We start from the raw sequence: 19,688 nt of genomic DNA, 5'->3' as shown, positions 1-19,688 counted from the left end.
CTCCCTGACCGGCGGACGGGGCTGCTTGTCGCTTGCCGCACCTTTCCGCACCATCGCTACGGAGTACGGAGTACGCCGATGCCGGCACGTACCACCCTGACCGCCCGAGCCCTCCTCCTCGACATGGACGGCACCCTGGTGAACTCGGATGTGGTGGTGGAGCGCTACTGGCGGCGGTGGGCGAAGGAGCAGGGGCTCGACCCCGATCAGACCCTCAAGGTCGTCCACGGCCGGCAGGGCTACGCCACGATGGCCGCACTGCTACCGGACCGCCCCATGGAGCAGAACCACGCCGAGAACGCGGTGATGCTGGAGCATGAGACGGCCGATATGGACGGGGTCGTCCCGGTGCCGGGCGCGGAGGCGTTCATGGCGGCGCTCGCGGAGGCACCCCATGCCCTGGTGACCTCGGCTGATCGGCCCCTCGCGCAGGCGCGGATGGCCGCGGCCGGGCTGCCGATGCCGCGCACCCGGGTCACGGCCGAGGATGTGAGCGCGAGCAAGCCGGACCCGGAGGGCTTCTTGAAGGGTGCGGCGGAGTTGGGTTTCACCGCGGCGGAGTGTGTGGTGTTCGAGGACTCGGAGGCGGGGATACTCGCCGCCCGGGCGGCGGGGATGCGCGTGGTCGGCGTGGGTGAGCGCGCCAAGGCGCTGAACACCGACCTCCAGGTGACCGATCTGCGGGAGCTTGAGGTGACGTTCCACAACGGCCGGATCGACATCCGCCAGCGCGGCTGACCGGCGCTCAGGGCCGAAAGGGACTGAGCACCGGTCACCGCGGCGCGGAGAGCGGCACCCCCGCCCAGCGGCCGACCGGCGCACAGCACGGTGCCCCGGGACCCTGCGTCGCGGTCCCGGGGCACGGAGAGCCATGCTGCGTTGAGGTCGGGTGTTACGTCCTGTCCTTCACCTTTCCGGTGAAGATCGAGCCAGGCAGTGGCTCCCAGGCTTCGTCAAAACTGAACAGCTGCATCCTGAGCGACTCCTCCGGCTCGCTCACACCATCCGTACGGGTGGGCACGCTCACCTCGGTCGTCAGCTGACCGGGCGGTACCCCCGCCGACAGCCAGGGCTCCTCCACGGCCTGGGAGATTGGGCGTTCCGGGGTGGGCCGTGCGCCGAAGTTGTTGTCCAGCCATTGCGGATCGACGTCCGTGGTGGAGAGTTCGGGGCCACCGCTGACCGGCTGGATGACGAACCCGGCCACGATCTCCGCGTCGGCGCGCGTCGACAGGGTGACCCGCCACTTCAGCGGCTGCCCCTCGGTGACCCGATCGGCGAGCGGTGTGACCTTGATCTTGGGCATCGGGTCATCGTCCAGCACGACCACTCCACCGGAGTAGGAACCGACCGCGACACCCCGAACCGCCTTGATCAACGCCGTGTACGAGGCGTCATAGCCGAACCGGGTGTTGCCCTTGACCGTGATCGGCACATTGATCGCGGGCCTGCTGGCACTGACCGTCACCGTCCGGTGGGTGACCTTGCCGGTGTTCTGATCGGTGATGAACAGCCTGACCTGGCCGCTGCCCTTGCCGGCGACCCGCACCGGAACGCGGTAGGTCCGCACCCCGGAGTTTCCCTCCTTCACCGTCAACTCGCCGAGGTCCACCCTCGGCAACGCCGCGGGCTGCACCGCCGGTGTGCCGGGGCGCCAACCCCAGGCATCCATCAGCCAGGCCCTTCCTGACTTGGTGCGCGGGGTCAACTCCAGGCTCTTCACCTGCTTGAGGTCCAGCTTGGCCTTGATCGCGGCGGTCATCGGTACGCGCACCTCGCGCGCCCAGTAGGAGGCGGTTCGATTGCTGCCCGGCAGCCCATCGACCGTGGTCCGCCCCAGAGTCGCCCGCCGACCCGACTTGTCGGTCACGGTGACGTCCAACTGGGTACCGGTGGTGTTGGGCGGCACGATCACCCGTAGCGCCAGTGACTCGGCGCCCGCCAGGGAGACCGGACGGGCGGGAGTGACCCGTACCGCCGAGCCAGCCTTGGACCAGCGCATCAAGACGGCGTGGCGGCCGGGTTCATTGCCCACCTGCCAGTAGGCGAAGTGCGGGGAAACCCCGGCGCTGTTCCCGACCAGACAGCCCTGGATCGGGTTCGACTCCAGTTGGGAGCACACCCGGCCGCCGGAGACGGAGACGGAGGTGTCCGGCACCACCACGGGCGTACGGTTGCCACCGACGGCGTTGGTGAGCACCCGGGCGGGGTCCGCCGATGGGGCACGCAGATTCGAGCCGTCCAACAGCGGGCGCACTCGGTCGTCGCCCCCGATGAACAGCGCGGCCGCAGCGGCGATATAGGTGGAACCCGCGGTCTGCTGCTGGGTCGCGGTCAGCCGGCTCTTGGCACCCGGCGTGCACACCGGGTCGGGAGTCTCTCCGGTGGAGAAGTCATCGTCGGCCGGTGCCTCGGCCTGTCCCGGAGTCCACTCGGTGTTGAAGTAGTTGTGGTTGGCGCCGACGACATAGACCGCGCTCTGGAGGGCGTTGCCGCGGCTGATGCCCCGGGTGGCGTCCACATACATCTGGCCCTGCAGGTCGGACACATCGCCGTCGCAGCCGGGCAGGATGCTCACGGACGGCACATCGGGGGCCGGGTTCTGCCCGAAGATGGTGGGGCCGATCAGGACCGTGCCGCGGATGCGCCAGCGCACCGGGCCCTGATGGGCGTCCTGTGCGGCCGGGGGCTTGAAGCGGCTGTCGAGCGCGGCCCGGTTGACGCCTTCGCCGCCACGGGAATGGCCGACCAGCAGCACCCGGGAGAGATCGGCCGGTGCCCCGGCGCGTACGGCCGCCGGCGCCTTGGCCGGAGAGCGCGTCCACTCCGCCCAGCGGGCGAGGTGGAGCCGCACCAGGGACGAACGGGCCTGCGCACCAGCGTCGCTCAGCATCGCGTCCTGCGCGTTGATGCTGTTGGCGGAGATGGACACCGTCACATACCCCTGGGAGGCCAGGAGCTTCTGGTCGTGCAGATAGCCGCGATAGCTCGGCACCGGCTTCAGACCGGTCTCGCAGGGCCAGGAGAGAGTGATCTCGCCCTTGGGGTCGTAGCAGGTGAAATGACGGCCGTGGAGAAAGAGGGCGACGGGCCGACGCCCCGGAGCGTCGGTGGGTGAGACCACCGTGGCCTGCATCTCCACCGGCACGGGGTAGCCGGGCAGGCGTACCGAGTTCAGCGCGTACTCACCACTGACCGTGCGGTACTTGCCCGGGACGCCGGGGTCGACCGGGTTGGCGGGGAGGGGGGTCGCCGGCTTCACCGGAGCGGAGCGTCGGGCGTCCGGGGTCCTGGTTGCCCCGGCGGCGTCGAGGCGCCGACCGGCGGCCAGTACCTTGAGCTCGTCCGCCGACCCGATCCGCACCCCGTCCAGACCGAGTCGGAACTCCCGCTGGTCCTTTGTCGGCTCCGGTCGGCCGAGGAGCCGGTCCCCGGCGTAGAACTCGATACGGGCGTTTCCCACGGGCACCGGCTTGGCCGACGTCCAGACCAACTGCCGCTCGGCGCCCGTACCGGATATTCGCCAGCCGGCGGGGAGTTGTCCATCAGGGTTTCCCGGTGCGGACGCTATGAGACCGGTGGATCGCTGTGCTTGCGTCGAGCCGGGCGACGCATGTGCCAACCCTGGCAACCCCACCGTCAGCGCGAGCACCGCCACAGCGGCGGTCACCCTGCGCGAGACACGGATCAAGGTGGTCCTCCCTGTCATTAGTCATGACCGAGCACCCCGGAGATCCCTGGGGTCTCGATCCCGGAGGACGGCAACTGATGCCCCCTGGTTGCCTCATGGCGCGCATTGAGGCTGTATGGAGACCTGCCACGCCGCCATGGGCGCCCCGGGCGTGCCTCCTGTCTCACCGGACGCCCTGGTGAACCGCGGAGCCACCAGCCCGTACCGGATGGCCCGAGCTTCGTCGGCCAGAGCAGCACCCGACCCACGAACACAGCACCCACCGCCCCGCCGACTCACAACAGCGCGCCAGGTCTCCTCCCCCGTGCCTCAAGGACACCGTGCCTCAGGAACACCGTGCCGCGAGGACACCGGCCCTGAGGAACACCGCACGTCAAGGACACCGTGCCTCAGGGGCGGCCGCGGCGAGGAGCCATGGATGGCGTGCAAAGATTCAGCGGTCCATAGAAAGCCACAAAGGAAACGAAAAACGGTGAAGTACGTCAATCTCGATGCACAGATCGGTGATATATCCGGCGTGCTGGACCCCGTGCCCTATCTGGAACAGCTGCCCGCGCTGGCTTCCGCGCTGCCGGTGGGAGCCAGGGCATTCGCCACGGCGAGCGGCCACTACGACTTCTCCGGCAAACGGTGTGTGAAGGACCTCACGCTTCAGCGCATCCGGGGCGTCGGCGGCGCTGACGGCGAGCTGGAGATCACGTTTCGGCACAACTGCTGGAAGCATGACGAAGACCTGGTCATCCACTACACAGGAGTGTCCAGTCTGGTCACCGATCCGCCCGGGGTCGATCACACCCTGGACATCGGTTCGCTGGTCTTGGACGAGGTCCTGCCCCATGAGATCGGCTGCAGCCATGAGATCGCCTTCTGGGAGGGCACCATCACCGTGGTCTGCCGCGATCTCGTGGCGACCTGGACGGCCCAGTCGGACTGCCCCGTCGCGCCCTAGGGGTCGCGACGCGCAGCACACCGGCACGGGGTGAATGCCTGCTCCTCAGCCCGGTCGTGATGAGCTCACTGGGTGTTCCATTTCGCCATCCACGCGTCGTTGAGGATCGAGATCACCTGTTCGCACTGGTTGACGAAGTCGTCCTCACTCAGTGGGTCCCCCTCGGACGCCAGCCGCCGTTGACCGAGCAGTCGTTGTAGCTCGGCGGCGGTGCGAGTGAACTCGATGTGCTGGTAGTCGTACTTCGCCGCCAGTGCGTGCACGCTGATCGCGGTACCCACGGTGGCCACGACCGCCACCCAGGCCGCGGCGTGTTGCAGACCGAAGGCTCCGGCCAGTGCGCCCAGAAGGGCGCCCAGGGCACCTAGCGCGAGCTGTACCCGTCGCGCGGTCGCCGCACGGCGCCCCATCCACTCGGCCTTCGGCCGGTAGTAGCCGGATATCTGACCCTTCACTCGGATTTCGGTGTACGACGCGATGTCCGTGACCGCTGGGAGCTCACGGCGAACCGGGGTGATACCGGTGGTGTGCGGCAGCAGGTCGGAGGAGTCGGCCTTCAGTTGGTCGATCTTTCCGGTCAGCGCGGAACGCGCCTCCTGAGTGCGATAGGGGGTCACTCCGGCGAGGAAGGCATAGACCTCGTGCTTCATCGCTTCGCTCACCGAGCGCAGCCGGGTCCAGTTCTCGATGGTGGTCGCCCCGAGACGGCCGGCGAGGAGCGGAATCAACCCTGCGGCGAGAGCCGACGCAAAGGCGGCGCTCTTGCCGACCGTCTCGTTCCAGTTCATGGTCTGGGCGGCTACCGTGCCCAGAGCGGCCGCTGCGATTCCCAGCAGGAGCGATGCGGCGCGCGCCCAACCGATCTTCCTCTTGAGGTTGTTGGCCGCCTGCGACCATACGCTCTGCTCATCCCAGACCGCCATCTCCGCGGACACAGACCCGAGTTCACTCATACGCGGATTGTGCAGAGTGGGTGATCCGCAGCGCAACGCGATGTCAGCAGATCCGCCGGTAGCGCTCACCGGGCGCCGCGGCCTGCCATTCGGCGGGCGTCATCGGCCCGCCGGCGATCCGGCACAACGCCGACAGCCAGCGGCGCGGCCCCACGAGCAGTGAGAGGGATTCCCCGGGCTGTGCGATGACCAGCCTGTCTCCTTCGCCGGTGAACGCCATGGCGCTGCTGTCCGGAACCGTCACTCCCTCGATCGGGATGTTCCGATCGAGCTCCGAGTCCCACAGCAGCAGGCGCTGATCACCCGTTGCCGATGCCACGGTCTGGCCGTCGGGGCTGACGGCGAGTCCCAGAGTCCGCTCACCCACGTCCGGCCCTGCCGCGAGGAGGCGTCGTTCATACGGCTCCCACAGGCGCACGGCTGGATCTCCACCGCCCACACCACCCGTGACCAGCAGCCCATCAGGGCGGAAGCCGACCGCGACGGCATCCAGGATGGGCTTGCCCAGCCGCTTTCCGGTGGCCGTGTCCCAGAGTTGCACTCTCTTCTGGCCACCGCCGACCGCGAGGATCGCACCGTCCGGGCTCACCGCGCTGTAGGCCACAGCGCCGGTGTCCCCGTCGGGGCCGTAGCGGTGGCCCCGCCGCCAGGTGTCCGTATGCCATTCATAGACGGACACACCGTTTACCTCGCCCAGATACAGCCGGCTTCCGTCGGGGGAGAACATCAGGGTGCTGGGTCGGATACGGGGCGAGTGGATTCCGCCGCCCATCAGGTGCTTGAGACGGCGCCCGGTCGCCGTATCGAACACCTCGACATACGCCTGCCGTTCCCACTCCCGCCCATCGGCTTCCGCCACGGCGAGGAGTTTCCCATCGGGGGAGAGCGCCAGCTCGAACGGGGACGCGGCGAGGCGGATCGTCCGCAGAAGCCGACCGTCTGACCGGCGCAGCAGCCGCACCGTGCCATCCGAACCTGCCGTGCGGCCCTTCTTACCGAAGACGGCCATGGTAGAGGCCCGTGCAGCGACCGCGATGTACGGGGCGACGGGAACGGGTGTCTTGTGCCGGGTGAGGAGGCTTCCTGAGGGGCCGCGGTCCCACAAGGTCACCGTCCCGGCGGTGGCCGCGCCGGCCATGAGACGTCCAGGGCCAAGTACCGTCACCGGCCCCGGCAGCTCGGCTTCCCTGCGCCCGGTCAGTGTGTTGTAGACGGAGTACTGGGATGTCTCCCGGTAGATGTCGAAGGAGGTGTTGGCCACGGCGAGTCGGCTTCCGTCGCCGCTGAGGATGGTCTCCGGGCCGTATCCGCCGACGTTCGCCGAGGCGAGTACTCGGCTGATCCGCTTGCGCTTGCGCAGGTCCCACACCTCGTACCGGCCCGGTTCGGCGGTTCGGCTGACCGCCAGGAAGCGGCCGTTGGATGTGATCTTCTCCGCCGTATAGCCGCTTCCCATGGTCCAGGACAGTTTGGTGCTGAAGGGGGAAAGCACCTTCACGGTCCCACTGTCGATCACCACGGGGGCGCCGGACTCGCTCAGTCCGAGGAACCTCGTACCGGGCGGCATGGTGACCAGGCGTTTCGGGTCCGCCAGGTCACGGATCGTGCTGGGCCCCTCGTTGTCTCCCCAGGTCTCCGTCGCCGTGCCGTATGCCCCGGCGGCCAGGAGGTCTCCCCGCACCTTCCTGATCACCTTAGCGGCGGCCACATCCCACAGCCAGATGTAGTTCTCCTCGCCGTGGACGCGTTCCGCTCTCAGCATCAGCGTTCTGCCGTCCCTGGTCAGATCAGCGTTACTGAAGATCCCGGTGGTTCCAAAAGCCCGGAGATCGGCCTGGTGGAGTTCCTTCATCGTGCGGGTGTCGACGATGATCGCGACGCCATTGCGCAGGATGCCGAGAAGCTGGCCGTTGGCACTGAGGTCGCCCCCGGCCTCACTGGACATTCGTCTGCCCGGCAGGGTGCCACGGGATCGCATGGCGACCGTGTCCCAGACCTCGACCGTCTCATCCGCGCGCCAGAGGACGAGCAGTTTCTCGTCCTGGCTCAGGGTCATGCCGGTGACCCCCGACTTCCCGGCCGGAATCACACCGCGCACCTGGTTGAATCGGGTGAGCTGCCGGACCATCGACTCGCGCGCCTCGGCCGAGTCGGACTGGTGGAAAGCGGCGGCGCTCAGCAGGACCGCTCGACGCACATCGGCAGTCGCCCGCTCGTTGGCGTCCGCGGCCAGCCGCCGTGAATCGGCCTCGCGCCCCTGAGCCACGGCCGTGGACTCGCTGGAGACGACCAGGGAGGCAAGGGCCGCGAGCGCGAGGCTGGTGGCTGTCACGCCGAAGCCCAGTCTGGCGCTACGTCGGCGCGCCGCTGCCCTGCTCGCCTCCAGGAAGGCCGTCTGGCCATCGGTGAGCACCGCCCGGTACTCCTCGTCGGCCGCCGGTGCGTGACGTCGCCACGCCTCCGCGATGACCAACTCGTGTCCGCGCAGCAGCAGGCCTCCCAGGCGACCGCTGCTGTGCCATTCCTGTGCGCGCACACCGATCCGGGTGTGGAAGGCGGTCCAGCGGTACCGGCTCTCGACGAAGGAGTGGATGCGCTCCGCACCGGAGTCGAACTACTCCGGGCGGCTCATCCGCAGGAGTTGATAGCCCGTCAGGGAGTCCCAGCCATCGGCCCGGAGCGCCGCGCTGGCGCCCTTCTCCAAGCCGGGGTCGATGATCACGGGCAGTATGCGCTTGCCCAGCTCAATGGCTCGCTCGCACTCGGACCAGCAGTACTTCGACCGCAACGCGTCCTTGCTGAGCAGCACCACCACCGCGTCCGAGCCCTGAATGGCGTCGTCGATGCTCTGCCGCCACTGGGTCGACGGTTCGATGCTCAGCCAGTCCACCCACACCTCTCGGACCCGAGTGGCGAGTCGTACCCGCAACTGCTCGGCGAAGGCGCTGTCCCGCCGGGAGTAGCTGACGAACACCTTCCCGATCTTGGCGGCCCCGGGCCCCTCCTCCTGGGCCTCGGCGAGTTCCTCGAAGAGTTGGCCGACGGTGGCGGCGCGCATGACGAGTTCACGGGCGGTGGCGGCCGCGCCTCCCGCGATCAGCCCGGCACCGGCGGCCAGCAGCGGCCAGTACGGCTGAGGCAGCGACACCCCGAACAGGCTGTCGGCGATCTGGCCGTCCAGCCATCGAACGCCGTCCTCCAGACGGGGCAGTTCCCACCTGAACGATCCGGTGCGCCGCCCGACCGGCAGCGCCAACCGCCGGACGCACCAGGCGGCCACCCCGTAGAGGACGGCCCCGGCCAGAGCGCACCCGACGATGAAGACCTCTGGTCGGCGGGTGGGTACCACTGCTTCTTCGGCGGGGGTCCAGGGGCGCCCGGCCGGCACCACGGTCAGTGCTCCCATCCACAGCAGCACTTCCAGCGCGATGGTGAGTTGGGCGAGCCAGTACAGGGGCGCGGGCACCAGCGGTTCGAGCAGCCAGAGCATGCCGGTGCCCAGCGACCCCGCGCACACCAGGAAGAGGACGCGCTCGGGGTCTGCCAGGGCGCTCCAGGACCAGCGCAACCGATAGTCGGTGATGCTCCCCGTGGGGCCCAACCGGTACAGCCACAGGGGTACACAGCGGATGAAGACCGCCGCGGGCACGGTCAAGCCGATGAAGGCAGCCCAGGGGCCGACGAGCGGAAGGCACAACGCCCACGCAAGGACACAACTGAACAGCCACCACAGGCGTCTACGACGGCTGCCGCGCTCCCTGGACGTCGTTCGCAAGCCCACCCCCGCGAGCACAGTACCGACTGGTAGGAGCCACCCTAGGTACCGCCCATGCCGGGGTGAATCAATAATGCCGCCGTGCTCTGGCTGATTTCGATCCACCACCCCAACTCGGCTCCGGAGCGGACCACCCGACACCGCCGGTGCCCTGATGCCCGTCCCCCACGGAGACCCCCGGCGGGGGGGCTGGGAAGCGCGAGCCCCCCACCGGGATTCACCCCGAGGGTCAGCCCGTCAGCGCCTCGTAGAGGCTGAATCCCGCGAGCAGCAGCATCAACCCGGCCGCGACCTTGGTGATCAACCGCAGGGGCACGTACTTCATCAGGGTGCGCCCGCCGAGGATGCCGATCCCCGCCACCGCCCACAGCGCCAGCACCGCCCCGAGGCCCACCGACACCGGGTCGTCGTACCGAGCCGCCAGGTTGGCCGTCATGATCTGGGTCAGATCGCCGAACTCAGCGACCAGGATCAGCATGAACCCGGCCCCCGACACCTTCCAGAACGACTGGTCGGCCGGGGCCTTGATGTTCTCCTCGTCCTCGTCGTTCTTCTTCAGGAGCAGAATCAGCGCCCCCGCGAGGAACAGCAGCCCGACCACGGCCTGTACGAGCCGCTGCGGCAGCAGGGTCAGCACACTGCCCGCGGCGATGGCGAGCGCCACATGGACCGCGAAGGCCGCGGCGACGCCGACGAAGACATAGGACGCTCGGTAGCGGGTGCCGAGCATCAGCCCGGCGAGGGCGGTCTTGTCGGGGAGCTCGGCCAGGAAGACAACGCCGAAGGTGATCGCCATGATGGTGAAGCTGATCATGGATTGGTTCCTCTGTCGGTCGGGCTGCCCACACCGAGAGACCTGGGAGGAAAAGGGGTCGCTTCGGCACGGCAGCATCAAGTAGGACACTGCGGCCGAAGGTCTCGCTGGCAAGGTCCGAGCCGATCGGCCAGAACCTGCCTCCGGGCGCCGGCCAGGCACGAGGCCCAGCAGTATGTCGACGTTCCGGCGAAGAGCTACTCCCCTTCTGCTCGGCCCATGATACGCCACGGACCTCTGCGGGCCTCAGACCTCCACGTCCCGGTAGATCCTCCCCCGGGTGACCAGCTCCAGGACGACCGCCACCGCCACCGCCTGCACCGCCATCAGCCCCACCAGCACAAAGAGCTGTACGGCCCCGGCCAGCAACGGTGAGGCGCCCCCCAGCAGCATCCCGACGAACGCTCCCGGCAGTGTGACGAGCCCCACGGTCCTGGTCTGATCCAGTCCCGGCAGAAGGGCGTCCGCGGCCGGGGCCCGCGCCACCTCAAGGCGGGCGTCCCGGTCGAGCAGGCCCAGCGCCATCCCGGCCTCGACCTCGCCGTGCCGCAGCGCCAGCTCGTCCAGGGCCCGCCTTCCCGCGAGCACGGTCACGGTCAGCGCGCCACCGATGAGGATCCCGGTGACCGGGATGAGCGCGATGCCCTTCAGCGGCAGCAGTCCGGTGAGCAGCAGCGCCGACACCACGGGAAAGACTCCGGCCGCGATGGGCAGCCCGGCCCACCACCAGCTGGCGTTCCTGGTGATCCGGCGACCCGCCGTGCGTACGGCGACGGCGTACATCAGCAGCACGAAGCAGAGCAGCAGCGGGAGGGAGCGCACCACCGCGCCGATGATCAGCGAAACGACGGCGAGCTGAATCGCCGCCCGCACTCCCGCGATGACGATCTCTCGGGAGCGCCCGAGATGAGCGAGGGCGGCCACCACCGCCGCCACGGCGAGCAGTACGGCCAGAACGGCGCCAAAGGTGACATTGACCGGCAGCAGCACGCGGCAACCCTACGCCGGTCCCGCGGGCATGGCGGTCCGTCAGCACCCTTGATTTGACGTGGGCATGTCGTCACTCTGTTGTCTGGGCCCCTCCCCCGGGAAGTCGGGGCGCCATCAGCAGTGGCCGTGCCCCCGCGGTCAAACTCCCCCCACTCCAGAGGAGTTCGCATGACCACCCTCTACGCGCGTCACATCCGTCGCGGCAACAGCCGTCCGAGGCGTACCACCGTTCTGGTCCCAGCCGTCGCGCTCGCCCTCACCAGCCTCCTGACCAGCGCACCCACCGCGCAGGCGGCACCACCCACACCGGTCAGCGCGGCCACCGCGCGCTCCTATCTGGGCCAGCTCACCGAGCGGGCGGAGGGAAGTTCGAGCGGCTACAGCCGTTCCAGGTTCCCGCACTGGATCACCCAGTCGGGTACCTGCAACACCCGGGAGACGGTCCTCAAGCGCGATGGCCGCAATGTGGTGCAGGACGCGGGCTGTGCGGCGGTCAGCGGCACCTGGTACTCGGAGTTCGACGGGGCGACCTGGTCCGCCGCGTCCGATGTGGACATCGACCACATCGTGCCGCTCGCCGAGGCATGGCGTTCGGGCGCCAGTAGTTGGACCACGGCCCGACGGCAGGCCTTCGCCAATGACCTCAGCGGGCCCCAGTTGATCGCGGTCACCGACAACGTCAACCAGGCCAAGGGCGACAAGGACCCGGCCGAGTGGCTGCCCCCGCGCACCGCGTACCGCTGTGTCTACGTCCGGATGTGGGTGCAGGTGAAGCACTCCTACGGAATGACCGTGGACACGGCGGAGAAGAGCGCACTCCGGTCGACCCTGAACGGCTGCTAGCCCCCTTACGGCCGTCCTCAACACCGGCATTCGGGGCACCATCGGCTAACTCGATGAACGCCCGGCGCGTGAGCGGCCGAACCTCTGTCCGTATCCCTCTGTCGTTCCGTACCGTACGGGGCGACAGAGGAGGACACCCATGGCCGACTCGGCAGGACTTCGACTGGGACCGCTGCTGCGCTATGTCGACTGGGAGGCCGGGGACCACGCGACCGTCTGGGTCGAGACCGACCGCCCCTGCACGGTCGAGGTCCGCTGCGCGGACGGCGCCAGCGGTTCGTCGTCCACCTTCAGGATCGCCGACCACCACTACGCGCTGGTGACCGTCCGCGGACTGACGCCCGGCACGAGCACCGCCTATGAAGTCCGCCTCGACGGGGCGACGGTCTGGCCACTGGCGAACTCCGCGTTCCCGGCGTCGACCATCACCACACCCCAGGTGCCCTCGACGGGTGTCACGGTCTCCTTCGGGTCCTGCCGCTGGGCGGCAGCCCCCGCCGGCGAGCACGACCCCGTCGGCCCGGACGCCCTCGACACCCTGGCCGCCCGGCTCGCCCACGACCCCCTCGCGGCGCGTCCCGACGTCCTGCTGCTGCTCGGCGATCAGGTGTACGCGGACGAGACCTCCAAGGCGACCCGGGCCTGGCTCGCCGAGCGCCGCGATCTCAGCGAGCCCCCGGGCGCCGAGGTGACGAACTACGAGGAGTACACCCATCTCTATGACGAGTCCTGGCTCGACCCCGAGGTGCGCTGGCTGTTCTCCACCATCCCCAGTCTGATGGTCTTCGACGACCACGATGTGATCGACGACTGGAACACCAGCGCCTCCTGGCTGACGGAGATCCGCGCCCAACCGTGGTGGCACGAACGGATTCTCAGCGGGCTCATGTCGTACTGGGTCTACCAGCACCTGGGCAATCTCTCGCCCGCCGAACTGGAATCGGATGAACTGTTCCAGGCCGTACGGGCGAGTTCCGATGGAACCGCCGCCCTGCGGGAGTTCGCGGAGCGGGCCGACGCGGACCCCCTCTCCACCCGCTGGAGCTACCGCCGGGACTTCGACCGGACCCGGCTGCTCATGGTGGACACCCGGGCGGCCCGGGTGCTCGATGAACAGCACCGGGCGATGCTGGACCCGGAGGAAGCGCACTGGCTACGGGAACAGGCGCTGGAGGGGCTGCCGCCCAGGGGACCGGTGGACGGTCCGGTTTCGGGCGGAACGCCCACTTCGGTGGACCCACTGGGGCGGGAGACCGACGCGGTCCCGGCGGGAGCGATGCCCGCAGCGCAACCGGAGCCGACTTCGGCGGGGTCCGACCCCACAGCGGGCGCCGCGTATGACCATCTGCTGATCGGCACCTCACTGCCCTGGCTGCTGCCGCCCCTGATCCATGACACGGAGAGCTGGAACGCGGCCCTGTGCCGGGGGGAACGGGGAGCACGCTGGGCGCGGTTCGGCGAACGACTGCGCAGGGCGGCCGACCTGGAGCACTGGGCGGCCTTCCCCCGCTCCTTCGACGAACTGACCGCCCTGGTGGCGGAGGTCGGCACCGGCGCGCACGCTCCGGCCACGATCTCCGTGCTCTCCGGGGATGTGCACCACGCCTATGTGGCCGAACCGGACTGGCGTGGTGCGGGCGATCCCGACTCCCGGGTGTTCCAACTGACCTGCTCTCCGGTGCACAACTCCATCCCCCGGATGATCCAGTTGGGTTTCCACTTCGGCTGGAGTCGGATGGGTAGGCGACTGGGGCACCTGCTGGCCCGTCATGGCCGCACGGGCAGACCACCAGTGCACTGGTCCCGCTCCGGCGGTCCGTGGTTCGGCAACCAGTTGATGACCCTGACCCTGCGCGGGCGATCCGCCCGGCTCCGGTTGGAGCAGGCAGGGACCGAGCCGACCGAACGGAAGACTCAGGGCGGGGGAAGGGGGGTAGCCGCGCGTCTACTGACCGTGGATGAGAGGCAGTTGGCGGAAGGAGGCACTCCGGCCTCGACCGGATGAGAGTTGCATGAGAAAGCCCCGAAAATCGAATGTTGAACTTGCAAGCATATTTTAGGGCTGCCTAACTTGGCAGCGTCGGTTCCCTGTACCCCACACAACGGGAGTCCCCCCATGAACTCACTGAGCGCCAAGCTCAATCAGTCCCAGCCTTACGCGCTGGGTCTCTTCCGGATCGTCATAGGCCTGCTCTTCGCGTGCCATGGCGCCGCATCCCTCTTCGGAGTGCTCGGCGGAGCCCACGGCGGCGGCACCATCGAGGCCGGCACCTGGCCGGGGTGGTACGCGGCGGTGATCCAGCTCGTCGGCGGCAGCCTGGTGGTGCTCGGCGTAGGAACCCGCAGCGCCGCTTTCATCTGCTCGGGTTCGATGGCGTACGCCTACTTCAAGGTCCACCAGCCCGAGGGCCTGTTCCCGCTGGAGAACTCCGGTGAAGCGTCGGCGTTCTTCTGCTGGGCCTTCCTGCTGCTCGTCTTCACCGGGCCTGGCGCATTTGCATTGGACAGGCTGTTTGGGGCGCGCAGCGAGGGACGCATCGCCCAGCAGAAGAACGACGGCGAGCACGGCAGGACGGCCGCAACCGCCTGAAGTCCCGGCGGATCAGCGGCGATCACCGCGTCATCGCACGTAAATGGTCGGTAGCCCCCACAACAGACCACCCAGCTGACTCCGCGCGACGCGAGAAACCCACCAGCGCCTAAAGCCTCTACAGGGAGGCTTTAGGCGCTGTTGACATCATGTCGATGGGTCAAAATTCGGACAGAAAGTGATCATCACAACAACGATGGCCCCTGAGTGATCAAAAGGGGGACTTCCCGCGTACGCTGTACAGCTGTTACCGCCGCCGTAACCGACCACTGTACGTAGCGGCAAGTTCACGAATCGGGGAAACGGGGAGAGTACAAGGTGCTGGAAAGTCTGGGGTTCCTGACCGGCAGCCCTTGGATCTACGCGATTATCGGTTTGTCCGTATTGCTTGATGTTTTTCTGCCGATCCTCCCCAGCGGTGTTCTGGTGATCACCGCGGCGACCGCAGCCGCCGCAGCTGGTTCGACCACGGTCACCAAAGTGGCCGGCGCAGCCGAGAAGGTGCCGCACGAGGTGCCCTCGCTCCTGATTCTGGTGCTCTGCGCCGCCTCGGCCTCCGTGGTCGGCGATCTGGTCGCCTATCGCCTCGCCCGGCGCGGCGGTGACCGCTTCGACCGTGCCATCGCCAAGTCGCGCAGGCTCACCACCGCTCAGGCAAGGCTCGGCACCGCGCTGAACAAGGGAGGCGGTGCGCTTGTCGTGATCGCCCGCTTCGCCCCTGCCGGACGTTCGGTCGTCTCGCTCGCCGCCGGCACCGCCCACCGCAAGGTCAAGCACTTCCTACCCTGGTCCGCGCTGGCCGGCGTGACCTGGGCGGGCTACAGCGTCGGCCTCGGCTACTTCGGCGGACAGTGGCTGGGCGCCAGCTGGGTCGGGGCGGCGGTCTCCGTGCTCGCGCTCTTCGGTGCCGGCGCCTTGGCGGCGTACGTCATGCGGCGTCCGACGCGGCAGACCGCTCCCGAGGCGGCCTAGCCCCTCTGATCTCCAGCCCGTCGAGCAGCCGCTGAGTGGCATCGGCGATCTCCTCGACGGCCTGCTCGAACACCTCACGGTTGTGTTCGGCAGGGGCTCGGAAGCCGGACACTTTGCGTACGTACTGAAGTGCGGCGGCGTGGATATCGTCCTCGGTGGCCTCATCGGGGAGGACGGGCGGGCGGAGAGTCTTAATACTGCGGCACATACCTTCAGTCTGCCTCCATCGGGCCCGGTGTGCGGGCAGGGCCGACAAAGCCGCTGACATACCGCCGCTGCCAGGGCGTCTCCACCGCATGGCGCTCATAGCCCGCGCGGACAAAGGCAACCGCCTGATCGGGCGGACAGCCGTCGAGCACGGCAATACAGGCAAGAGCAGTGCCCGTACGCCCTCGCCCCCCGCCGCAGGCGACTTCCACTCGCTCCCGCGCGGCGCGTTCCCATGCCTCACCGAACAGTCGCCGGGCGAGATCGCGGTCACGAGGCAGTCGAAAATCGGGCCAGGTCAACCAGCGGGACTCCCAGTCGACCTCGGGTGGCTGCCGGCCGAGGAGATAGACGGCGAAGGTGGGCTTCTCCCCCTCGGGCAAGGGGTGTCGAAGCCCTCGCCCCCGGATGACCCGCCCGGAGGGCAGTCGCAGTACGCCCGGTGTATCAGAGGCCCAGGTCATCTTTGTTCACGCCTTCTCGGGACTGGCAACGGTTTCCTCAGATGTCCCATGCAGTGCTACCCCCTCGCTGTCAGGGTGTGCGCTATCACGGTGTGAACGCGGCAATTCCTCGATCCGGCAGCGCCGGAATCCGCCGAACGGGAAGGTTGTACCGGGGAAGACCTTACGGCCGCAAGACCGCCAGCGTACGGGCTTCGAGCCTCCTGACGGACACACTTCGCCGGTGATCGCGGGGCCCTCTTCGGCAGTGATCAACGAGGTGAGAACGGAACCGGATCACCGGTGGTCCGTGGAGCATTCCGACAACGTAGAGGGAGTTCGGGGGAACAGGTGAGAACTCTTCAGAACAGGTGGGAACGGAACGGGTGACGAGGTGGGTGTTCCGGGCGCATCCTCTTTCGTACCGGAATGTTCACGGGTGGTCGATCTCGGTTCGGCTTGTTCCATCCCTACAGGTCAGAGGCGCGTCCAGCGTTTTCATTGAGGCATGACGAACCCTCAGCCGCCTTTCCTCACCGCTCGCACGGTCCTGATTCTGCTCACCTCCGTCTTCTTCGGAACAGTGTTCGGGACCATCACCTTCTGGTCGACGGGAACCGTGCCGAGCGCCGTGCTGGCCGGCCTGACCGCCACCGGGGTGAGCGTCCCCGTCCTGCGCACTCTGATCCACTGACCCGGCACACCGCAGCGAGCAGGCCCTGGCATCGGGCTCGGCCCCGGGTGCGCGTAGTTGACCGCGGGCGGGGGGCAGACGGTTGACCGCGCCCGGGGCCGGGACAGGCGGTTGACCGGGGCCGTGGCTTTGTGGGGCCCGTTCGCAGGGGCCGTGGCCCGAGGCTGCGGGTGGGGCCCTCCTCTGGAGCAACCTCATCCCTCGGTGGGCGCGGGCGCCATCGACCGTACGAGCCCGCCTAAGCGGGCATCGCCCCGCTCTGCGCCGCCTTGCGGTGGCGCGCGGTCAGTCGGGATCCGGACTCTCGGCGGGCGGCGCGGCGCAGGAGGGGTATCGCGAGGAGGAACCCGAGGACCGCCCAGGCGGTCAGTACCAGGGCGACCATCGGCAGCTCCCAGGAGCCGGCCGCCTCGGCGACCCGTGCGGAGTCCGGCAGCAGCGCTGAACGCAGGCCCTGTGCCATCCACTTGAGCGGGAAGACGGAGGCGACCTGCTGGACCACCACGGGCAGCGAGGTGATCGGGAACACCGCTCCGGAGGTGACCAGCAGCCCCATCGTGGGCAGCATGATCAACGCCAGTGCCTCGCGCGGGTTGGGCAGCACGGCGCCTATGGCCGCGCCCAGTGGTACGACGGCGAGCAGCCCGAGCGTCATGACCCACAGCAGCGTCAGCCAGCCGCCCGGCCCGTGCGGCAGTGGCCCGTCCACCAGCAGCGCGGCGATCACCAGCAGCAGGGCCAGGGTGCCGACCGCCGTGACGACCACCAGCAGACACTTGGCGACGAGATAGGCGGGTATACCGCCGGGCGTGGCGCGCAGCCGCAGCAGTACGCCCTCCTCCCGCTCGGTCACCAGCATCTGCGGGAGGTTGATCAGACCGATCTGGAACAGCAGATAGGCGGCGAAGCCCGCGATCACCAGATGGGCCATCGGGCTGTCGGTGCCGGGCACATCGTCGCTGACGTAGCCGGCGATCAGTAGCGCGACGACCACATTGGTCAGATGGCCGGACAGCTCCTTGGGGTTGCGCAGGAGGTGCCGTAGCTCGATGCGGCCGCGGAGGAGGCCGGCACGCCAGTAGCGGCGGCGCGTCCCGTCCGGGGCAGCGCCACCGTTCGGCATGTCTGTCCGGTCCGAGATGCCCAGCCCGCCTGTCGCGTCGGCGTGGCCTGCCGTGTGGGGGCTGTCCGTCTTCACACTCTTGTCGGCCCTCGCCATCTTGTTCGTCATGTGTGCCCCCTTCATACGGCCGGTGCCTCCCGGTCCACGACCACGTCCGTACCGTCGGCACCGTCGGCACCGTCGGCCTTCCGATGCACCATGTGCAGATAGGTGTCCTCCAGCGTCGGGCGGCGGACCTCCAGGTCGGCGATCGGGCCGCCGGCATCCCGGTGGAGTTCCCAGACCAGCTGGGAGGGGTCCTCGGTGCGTTCGCGGCGGGGCGTCCCGTCATCTGCCGTCCAGCGGACCTCGGCCTGCGCGGCGGCCCGCCGGGCCAGTTCCGATGGGGTGCCGCAGGCCCGGATCCGGCCGTTGACCAGCATGGCGATCCGATCGGCGAGCCGCTCGGCCTCCACCAGATCGTGGGTGGTGAGCAGTACGGTGACGCCTTCGTCGCGGGCGAGCCGTTCGACCAGGACGTGGAACTCGTGCCGCGCCTGCGGATCGAAGCCGGTGGTTGGCTCGTCCAGGAAGAGGAGCTCGGGGCGGCCGACGATGCCGAGAGCGACATCAAGCCGTCGGCGCTGGCCGCCGGACAGCCGCTCCACCCGCTGGTCGGCCTGTTCGGTGAGGCCGACCAGGGCCAGCAGTTCGGCCGGGTCGCGCGGGTCGGGGTAGTACATCGCGAAGTGCGTCAGCAACTCGGCGACCCGCCAGCGGCGGTGGTCGCGCCAGGACTGCAAGACCAGTCCGATGCGACCGCGCCAGGCGTCATCGCCCCGCTCCGGGTCCGAACCGAGGACGCGGACCTCTCCGGCGGAGCGCTGCCGAAAGCCCTCCAGGATCTCGACGGTGGTGGTCTTCCCGGCGCCGTTGGGACCGAGCAGGGCGAAGACCTCGCCGCGGTGGATGTCCAGATCGATGCCATGAAGGACATGGGTATCGCCGTATGCCATGGTCAGGCCGCGTGCCTGGACGATGGGTCGCGCGGTGGGGGACGGCGTGGCCGGGGTGTGGCCGGGGGGCGCGGTGTGCGGTGCGGATGTGCGCTTGAGCGTTGTCATCGTCCGGCCTCCGCGCGGTGCTGCTGCTGTTGTGCCATCCCGGTCGCGGCTGTCGTGGAAATGTCGCCCGCTGCCGTTGCCGGGCTGGTCGTCACGGTGCGCCGAGCACTCTCGACGATCGCCTGGAGCGCCGCCACATGCCCCTCGAAGGCGGTGCGGCCGCGTTCCGTCAGCCGTAGCCTGGTGCGCCGCTTGCGACCGCCGCCCTCCTTGTGGATTTCCAGGTATCCGGCCTCTTCCAGGGTGTGCAGCTGCTTGGAGAGCGCGGAGTCGCTGAGCGAGAGGCTGTCGCGGATGAACGCGAAGTCCGCCCATTCGGTGGTGGCGAGCAGCGCGACCACCGACAGCCGGGTAGCGGGATGGATCAGCTCGTCGAAGCCGGTGGGGATGCTCATCGGCCCGCCCATGCACCGCGGCCGCGCAATGAGCCTGTTGCCCAGCGATTCGCCGGCCCGACGAACAGCAGGAACACCGCCGCCGAGACCGTGGCCTGGATCAGACTGGCGTGGATCGGCTCCAGCGACCCGAGCAGACGGCCGGA

General features: G+C 68.8%; 18 protein-coding genes. 7 read left to right on the top strand and 11 right to left on the bottom strand.

All coding sequences use genetic code 11. The features are described from left to right. The first annotated feature begins 78 nt into the window (after nucleotides 1-78). Nucleotides 79-738: an HAD-IA family hydrolase gene (locus NBG84_RS10400; protein WP_250919038.1), complete on the top strand. Its 660-nt coding sequence runs from the start codon at nucleotides 79-81 to the stop codon at nucleotides 736-738. Between the two features lie 154 nt (nucleotides 739-892). Here NBG84_RS10400 and NBG84_RS10395 read toward each other — a convergent pair whose 3' ends face one another. Continuing rightward, nucleotides 893-3,691: an alpha/beta hydrolase gene (locus NBG84_RS10395; RefSeq protein ID WP_425608606.1), complete on the bottom strand. Its 2,799-nt coding sequence runs from the start codon at nucleotides 3,689-3,691 to the stop codon at nucleotides 893-895. Nucleotides 3,692-4,163: 472 nt separating this feature from the next. Between NBG84_RS10395 and NBG84_RS10390 the strand changes: the two genes are divergently transcribed. Then, on the top strand, nucleotides 4,164-4,640 hold the full coding sequence (locus NBG84_RS10390; RefSeq protein WP_250919036.1) for a hypothetical protein: 477 nt from the start codon (nucleotides 4,164-4,166) through the stop codon (nucleotides 4,638-4,640). A gap of 65 nt (nucleotides 4,641-4,705) precedes the next feature. Here NBG84_RS10390 and NBG84_RS10385 read toward each other — a convergent pair whose 3' ends face one another. From NBG84_RS10385 to NBG84_RS10365, 5 genes are all read right to left on the bottom strand, one after another. Next, nucleotides 4,706-5,593: a DUF4231 domain-containing protein gene (locus NBG84_RS10385; protein ID WP_250919035.1), complete on the bottom strand. Its 888-nt coding sequence runs from the start codon at nucleotides 5,591-5,593 to the stop codon at nucleotides 4,706-4,708. A gap of 43 nt (nucleotides 5,594-5,636) precedes the next feature. Further along, on the bottom strand, nucleotides 5,637-8,129 hold the full coding sequence (locus tag NBG84_RS10380; protein ID WP_250919034.1) for a WD40 repeat domain-containing protein: 2,493 nt from the start codon (nucleotides 8,127-8,129) through the stop codon (nucleotides 5,637-5,639). A gap of 78 nt (nucleotides 8,130-8,207) precedes the next feature. Beyond that, complete coding sequence (locus NBG84_RS10375; RefSeq protein WP_250919033.1) at nucleotides 8,208-9,368, bottom strand: toll/interleukin-1 receptor domain-containing protein; 1,161 nt, start codon at nucleotides 9,366-9,368, stop codon at nucleotides 8,208-8,210. 229 nt (nucleotides 9,369-9,597) lie between these two features. Beyond that, on the bottom strand, nucleotides 9,598-10,182 hold the full coding sequence (locus NBG84_RS10370; RefSeq protein WP_250919032.1) for a TMEM165/GDT1 family protein: 585 nt from the start codon (nucleotides 10,180-10,182) through the stop codon (nucleotides 9,598-9,600). Nucleotides 10,183-10,428: 246 nt separating this feature from the next. After that, nucleotides 10,429-11,172: an ABC transporter permease gene (locus tag NBG84_RS10365; RefSeq protein WP_250919031.1), complete on the bottom strand. Its 744-nt coding sequence runs from the start codon at nucleotides 11,170-11,172 to the stop codon at nucleotides 10,429-10,431. Between the two features lie 168 nt (nucleotides 11,173-11,340). On the opposite strand from NBG84_RS10365, the gene NBG84_RS10360 reads away from it, so the two are divergent. From NBG84_RS10360 to NBG84_RS10345, 4 genes are all read left to right on the top strand, one after another. Further along, the gene (locus NBG84_RS10360; protein WP_250919030.1) at nucleotides 11,341-12,015 is read left to right on the top strand and encodes an HNH endonuclease family protein; all 675 of its coding nucleotides are present in this window, start codon (nucleotides 11,341-11,343) and stop codon (nucleotides 12,013-12,015) included. Between the two features lie 139 nt (nucleotides 12,016-12,154). Beyond that, nucleotides 12,155-14,020 carry an alkaline phosphatase D family protein gene (locus tag NBG84_RS10355; protein ID WP_250919029.1) on the top strand — a complete coding sequence of 622 codons (1,866 nt, stop codon included), beginning with the start codon at nucleotides 12,155-12,157 and terminating at the stop codon, nucleotides 14,018-14,020. Between the two features lie 111 nt (nucleotides 14,021-14,131). Then, nucleotides 14,132-14,605 carry a DoxX family protein gene (locus tag NBG84_RS10350; RefSeq protein ID WP_425608605.1) on the top strand — a complete coding sequence of 158 codons (474 nt, stop codon included), beginning with the start codon at nucleotides 14,132-14,134 and terminating at the stop codon, nucleotides 14,603-14,605. A 318-nt stretch (nucleotides 14,606-14,923) separates the two neighbouring features. Beyond that, on the top strand, nucleotides 14,924-15,577 hold the full coding sequence (locus NBG84_RS10345) for a DedA family protein (RefSeq protein WP_250919028.1): 654 nt from the start codon (nucleotides 14,924-14,926) through the stop codon (nucleotides 15,575-15,577). Here the strand turns inward: NBG84_RS10345 and NBG84_RS10340 are convergent. Next, nucleotides 15,534-15,785: a DUF2277 domain-containing protein gene (locus NBG84_RS10340; RefSeq protein WP_250919027.1), complete on the bottom strand. Its 252-nt coding sequence runs from the start codon at nucleotides 15,783-15,785 to the stop codon at nucleotides 15,534-15,536. The two genes, NBG84_RS10345 and NBG84_RS10340, sit on opposite strands and share 44 nt — an antisense overlap. Before the next feature lie 4 nt (nucleotides 15,786-15,789). Beyond that, nucleotides 15,790-16,248: a phosphatase domain-containing protein gene (locus NBG84_RS10335; protein WP_250919026.1), complete on the bottom strand. Its 459-nt coding sequence runs from the start codon at nucleotides 16,246-16,248 to the stop codon at nucleotides 15,790-15,792. A gap of 487 nt (nucleotides 16,249-16,735) precedes the next feature. Between NBG84_RS10335 and NBG84_RS10330 the strand changes: the two genes are divergently transcribed. Further along, nucleotides 16,736-16,921 carry a hypothetical protein gene (locus tag NBG84_RS10330; RefSeq protein ID WP_250919025.1) on the top strand — a complete coding sequence of 62 codons (186 nt, stop codon included), beginning with the start codon at nucleotides 16,736-16,738 and terminating at the stop codon, nucleotides 16,919-16,921. A 238-nt stretch (nucleotides 16,922-17,159) separates the two neighbouring features. Here NBG84_RS10330 and NBG84_RS10325 read toward each other — a convergent pair whose 3' ends face one another. The 3 genes from NBG84_RS10325 to NBG84_RS10315 form a co-directional block, all read right to left on the bottom strand. Next, on the bottom strand, nucleotides 17,160-18,044 hold the full coding sequence (locus NBG84_RS10325; protein ID WP_250919166.1) for an ABC transporter permease: 885 nt from the start codon (nucleotides 18,042-18,044) through the stop codon (nucleotides 17,160-17,162). Nucleotides 18,045-18,163: 119 nt separating this feature from the next. After that, nucleotides 18,164-19,147, bottom strand: coding sequence for an ABC transporter ATP-binding protein (locus tag NBG84_RS10320; RefSeq protein WP_425608604.1), 984 nt, complete (start codon nucleotides 19,145-19,147; stop codon nucleotides 18,164-18,166). Beyond that, entirely contained in the window at nucleotides 19,144-19,542 is a 399-nt protein-coding gene (locus NBG84_RS10315) for a transcriptional regulator (RefSeq protein WP_250919024.1), read from the bottom strand. The genes NBG84_RS10320 and NBG84_RS10315 overlap by 4 nt, the downstream gene beginning before the upstream one ends. Between the last annotated feature and the right edge of the window lie 146 nt (nucleotides 19,543-19,688).

This window comes from Streptomyces albipurpureus (assembly GCF_023701525.1).
GTDB lineage: Bacteria > Actinomycetota > Actinomycetes > Streptomycetales > Streptomycetaceae > Streptomyces > Streptomyces albipurpureus.
Note: the sequence above shows the minus strand (reverse complement) of the source record. Positions and strands in the feature narration are given on the sequence as shown.

Excerpts from the sequence above, each read along its gene's own strand:
- NBG84_RS10400 (WP_250919038.1), top strand. The coding sequence starts at position 79 with ATGCCGGCACGTACCACCCTGACCGCCCGAGCCCTCCTCCTCGACATG.
- NBG84_RS10335 (WP_250919026.1), bottom strand. The coding sequence starts at position 16,248 with ATGACCTGGGCCTCTGATACACCGGGCGTACTGCGACTGCCCTCCGGG.
- NBG84_RS10315 (WP_250919024.1), bottom strand. The coding sequence starts at position 19,542 with ATGAGCATCCCCACCGGCTTCGACGAGCTGATCCATCCCGCTACCCGG.
- NBG84_RS10360 (WP_250919030.1), top strand. The coding sequence starts at position 11,341 with ATGACCACCCTCTACGCGCGTCACATCCGTCGCGGCAACAGCCGTCCG.
- NBG84_RS10350 (WP_425608605.1), top strand. The coding sequence starts at position 14,132 with ATGAACTCACTGAGCGCCAAGCTCAATCAGTCCCAGCCTTACGCGCTG.
- NBG84_RS10340 (WP_250919027.1), bottom strand. The coding sequence starts at position 15,785 with ATGTGCCGCAGTATTAAGACTCTCCGCCCGCCCGTCCTCCCCGATGAG.
- NBG84_RS10325 (WP_250919166.1), bottom strand. The coding sequence starts at position 18,044 with ATGCCGAACGGTGGCGCTGCCCCGGACGGGACGCGCCGCCGCTACTGG.
- NBG84_RS10385 (WP_250919035.1), bottom strand. The coding sequence starts at position 5,593 with ATGAGTGAACTCGGGTCTGTGTCCGCGGAGATGGCGGTCTGGGATGAG.
- NBG84_RS10330 (WP_250919025.1), top strand. The coding sequence starts at position 16,736 with ATGACGAACCCTCAGCCGCCTTTCCTCACCGCTCGCACGGTCCTGATT.
- NBG84_RS10320 (WP_425608604.1), bottom strand. The coding sequence starts at position 19,147 with ATGACAACGCTCAAGCGCACATCCGCACCGCACACCGCGCCCCCCGGC.
- NBG84_RS10355 (WP_250919029.1), top strand. The coding sequence starts at position 12,155 with ATGGCCGACTCGGCAGGACTTCGACTGGGACCGCTGCTGCGCTATGTC.
- NBG84_RS10370 (WP_250919032.1), bottom strand. The coding sequence starts at position 10,182 with ATGATCAGCTTCACCATCATGGCGATCACCTTCGGCGTTGTCTTCCTG.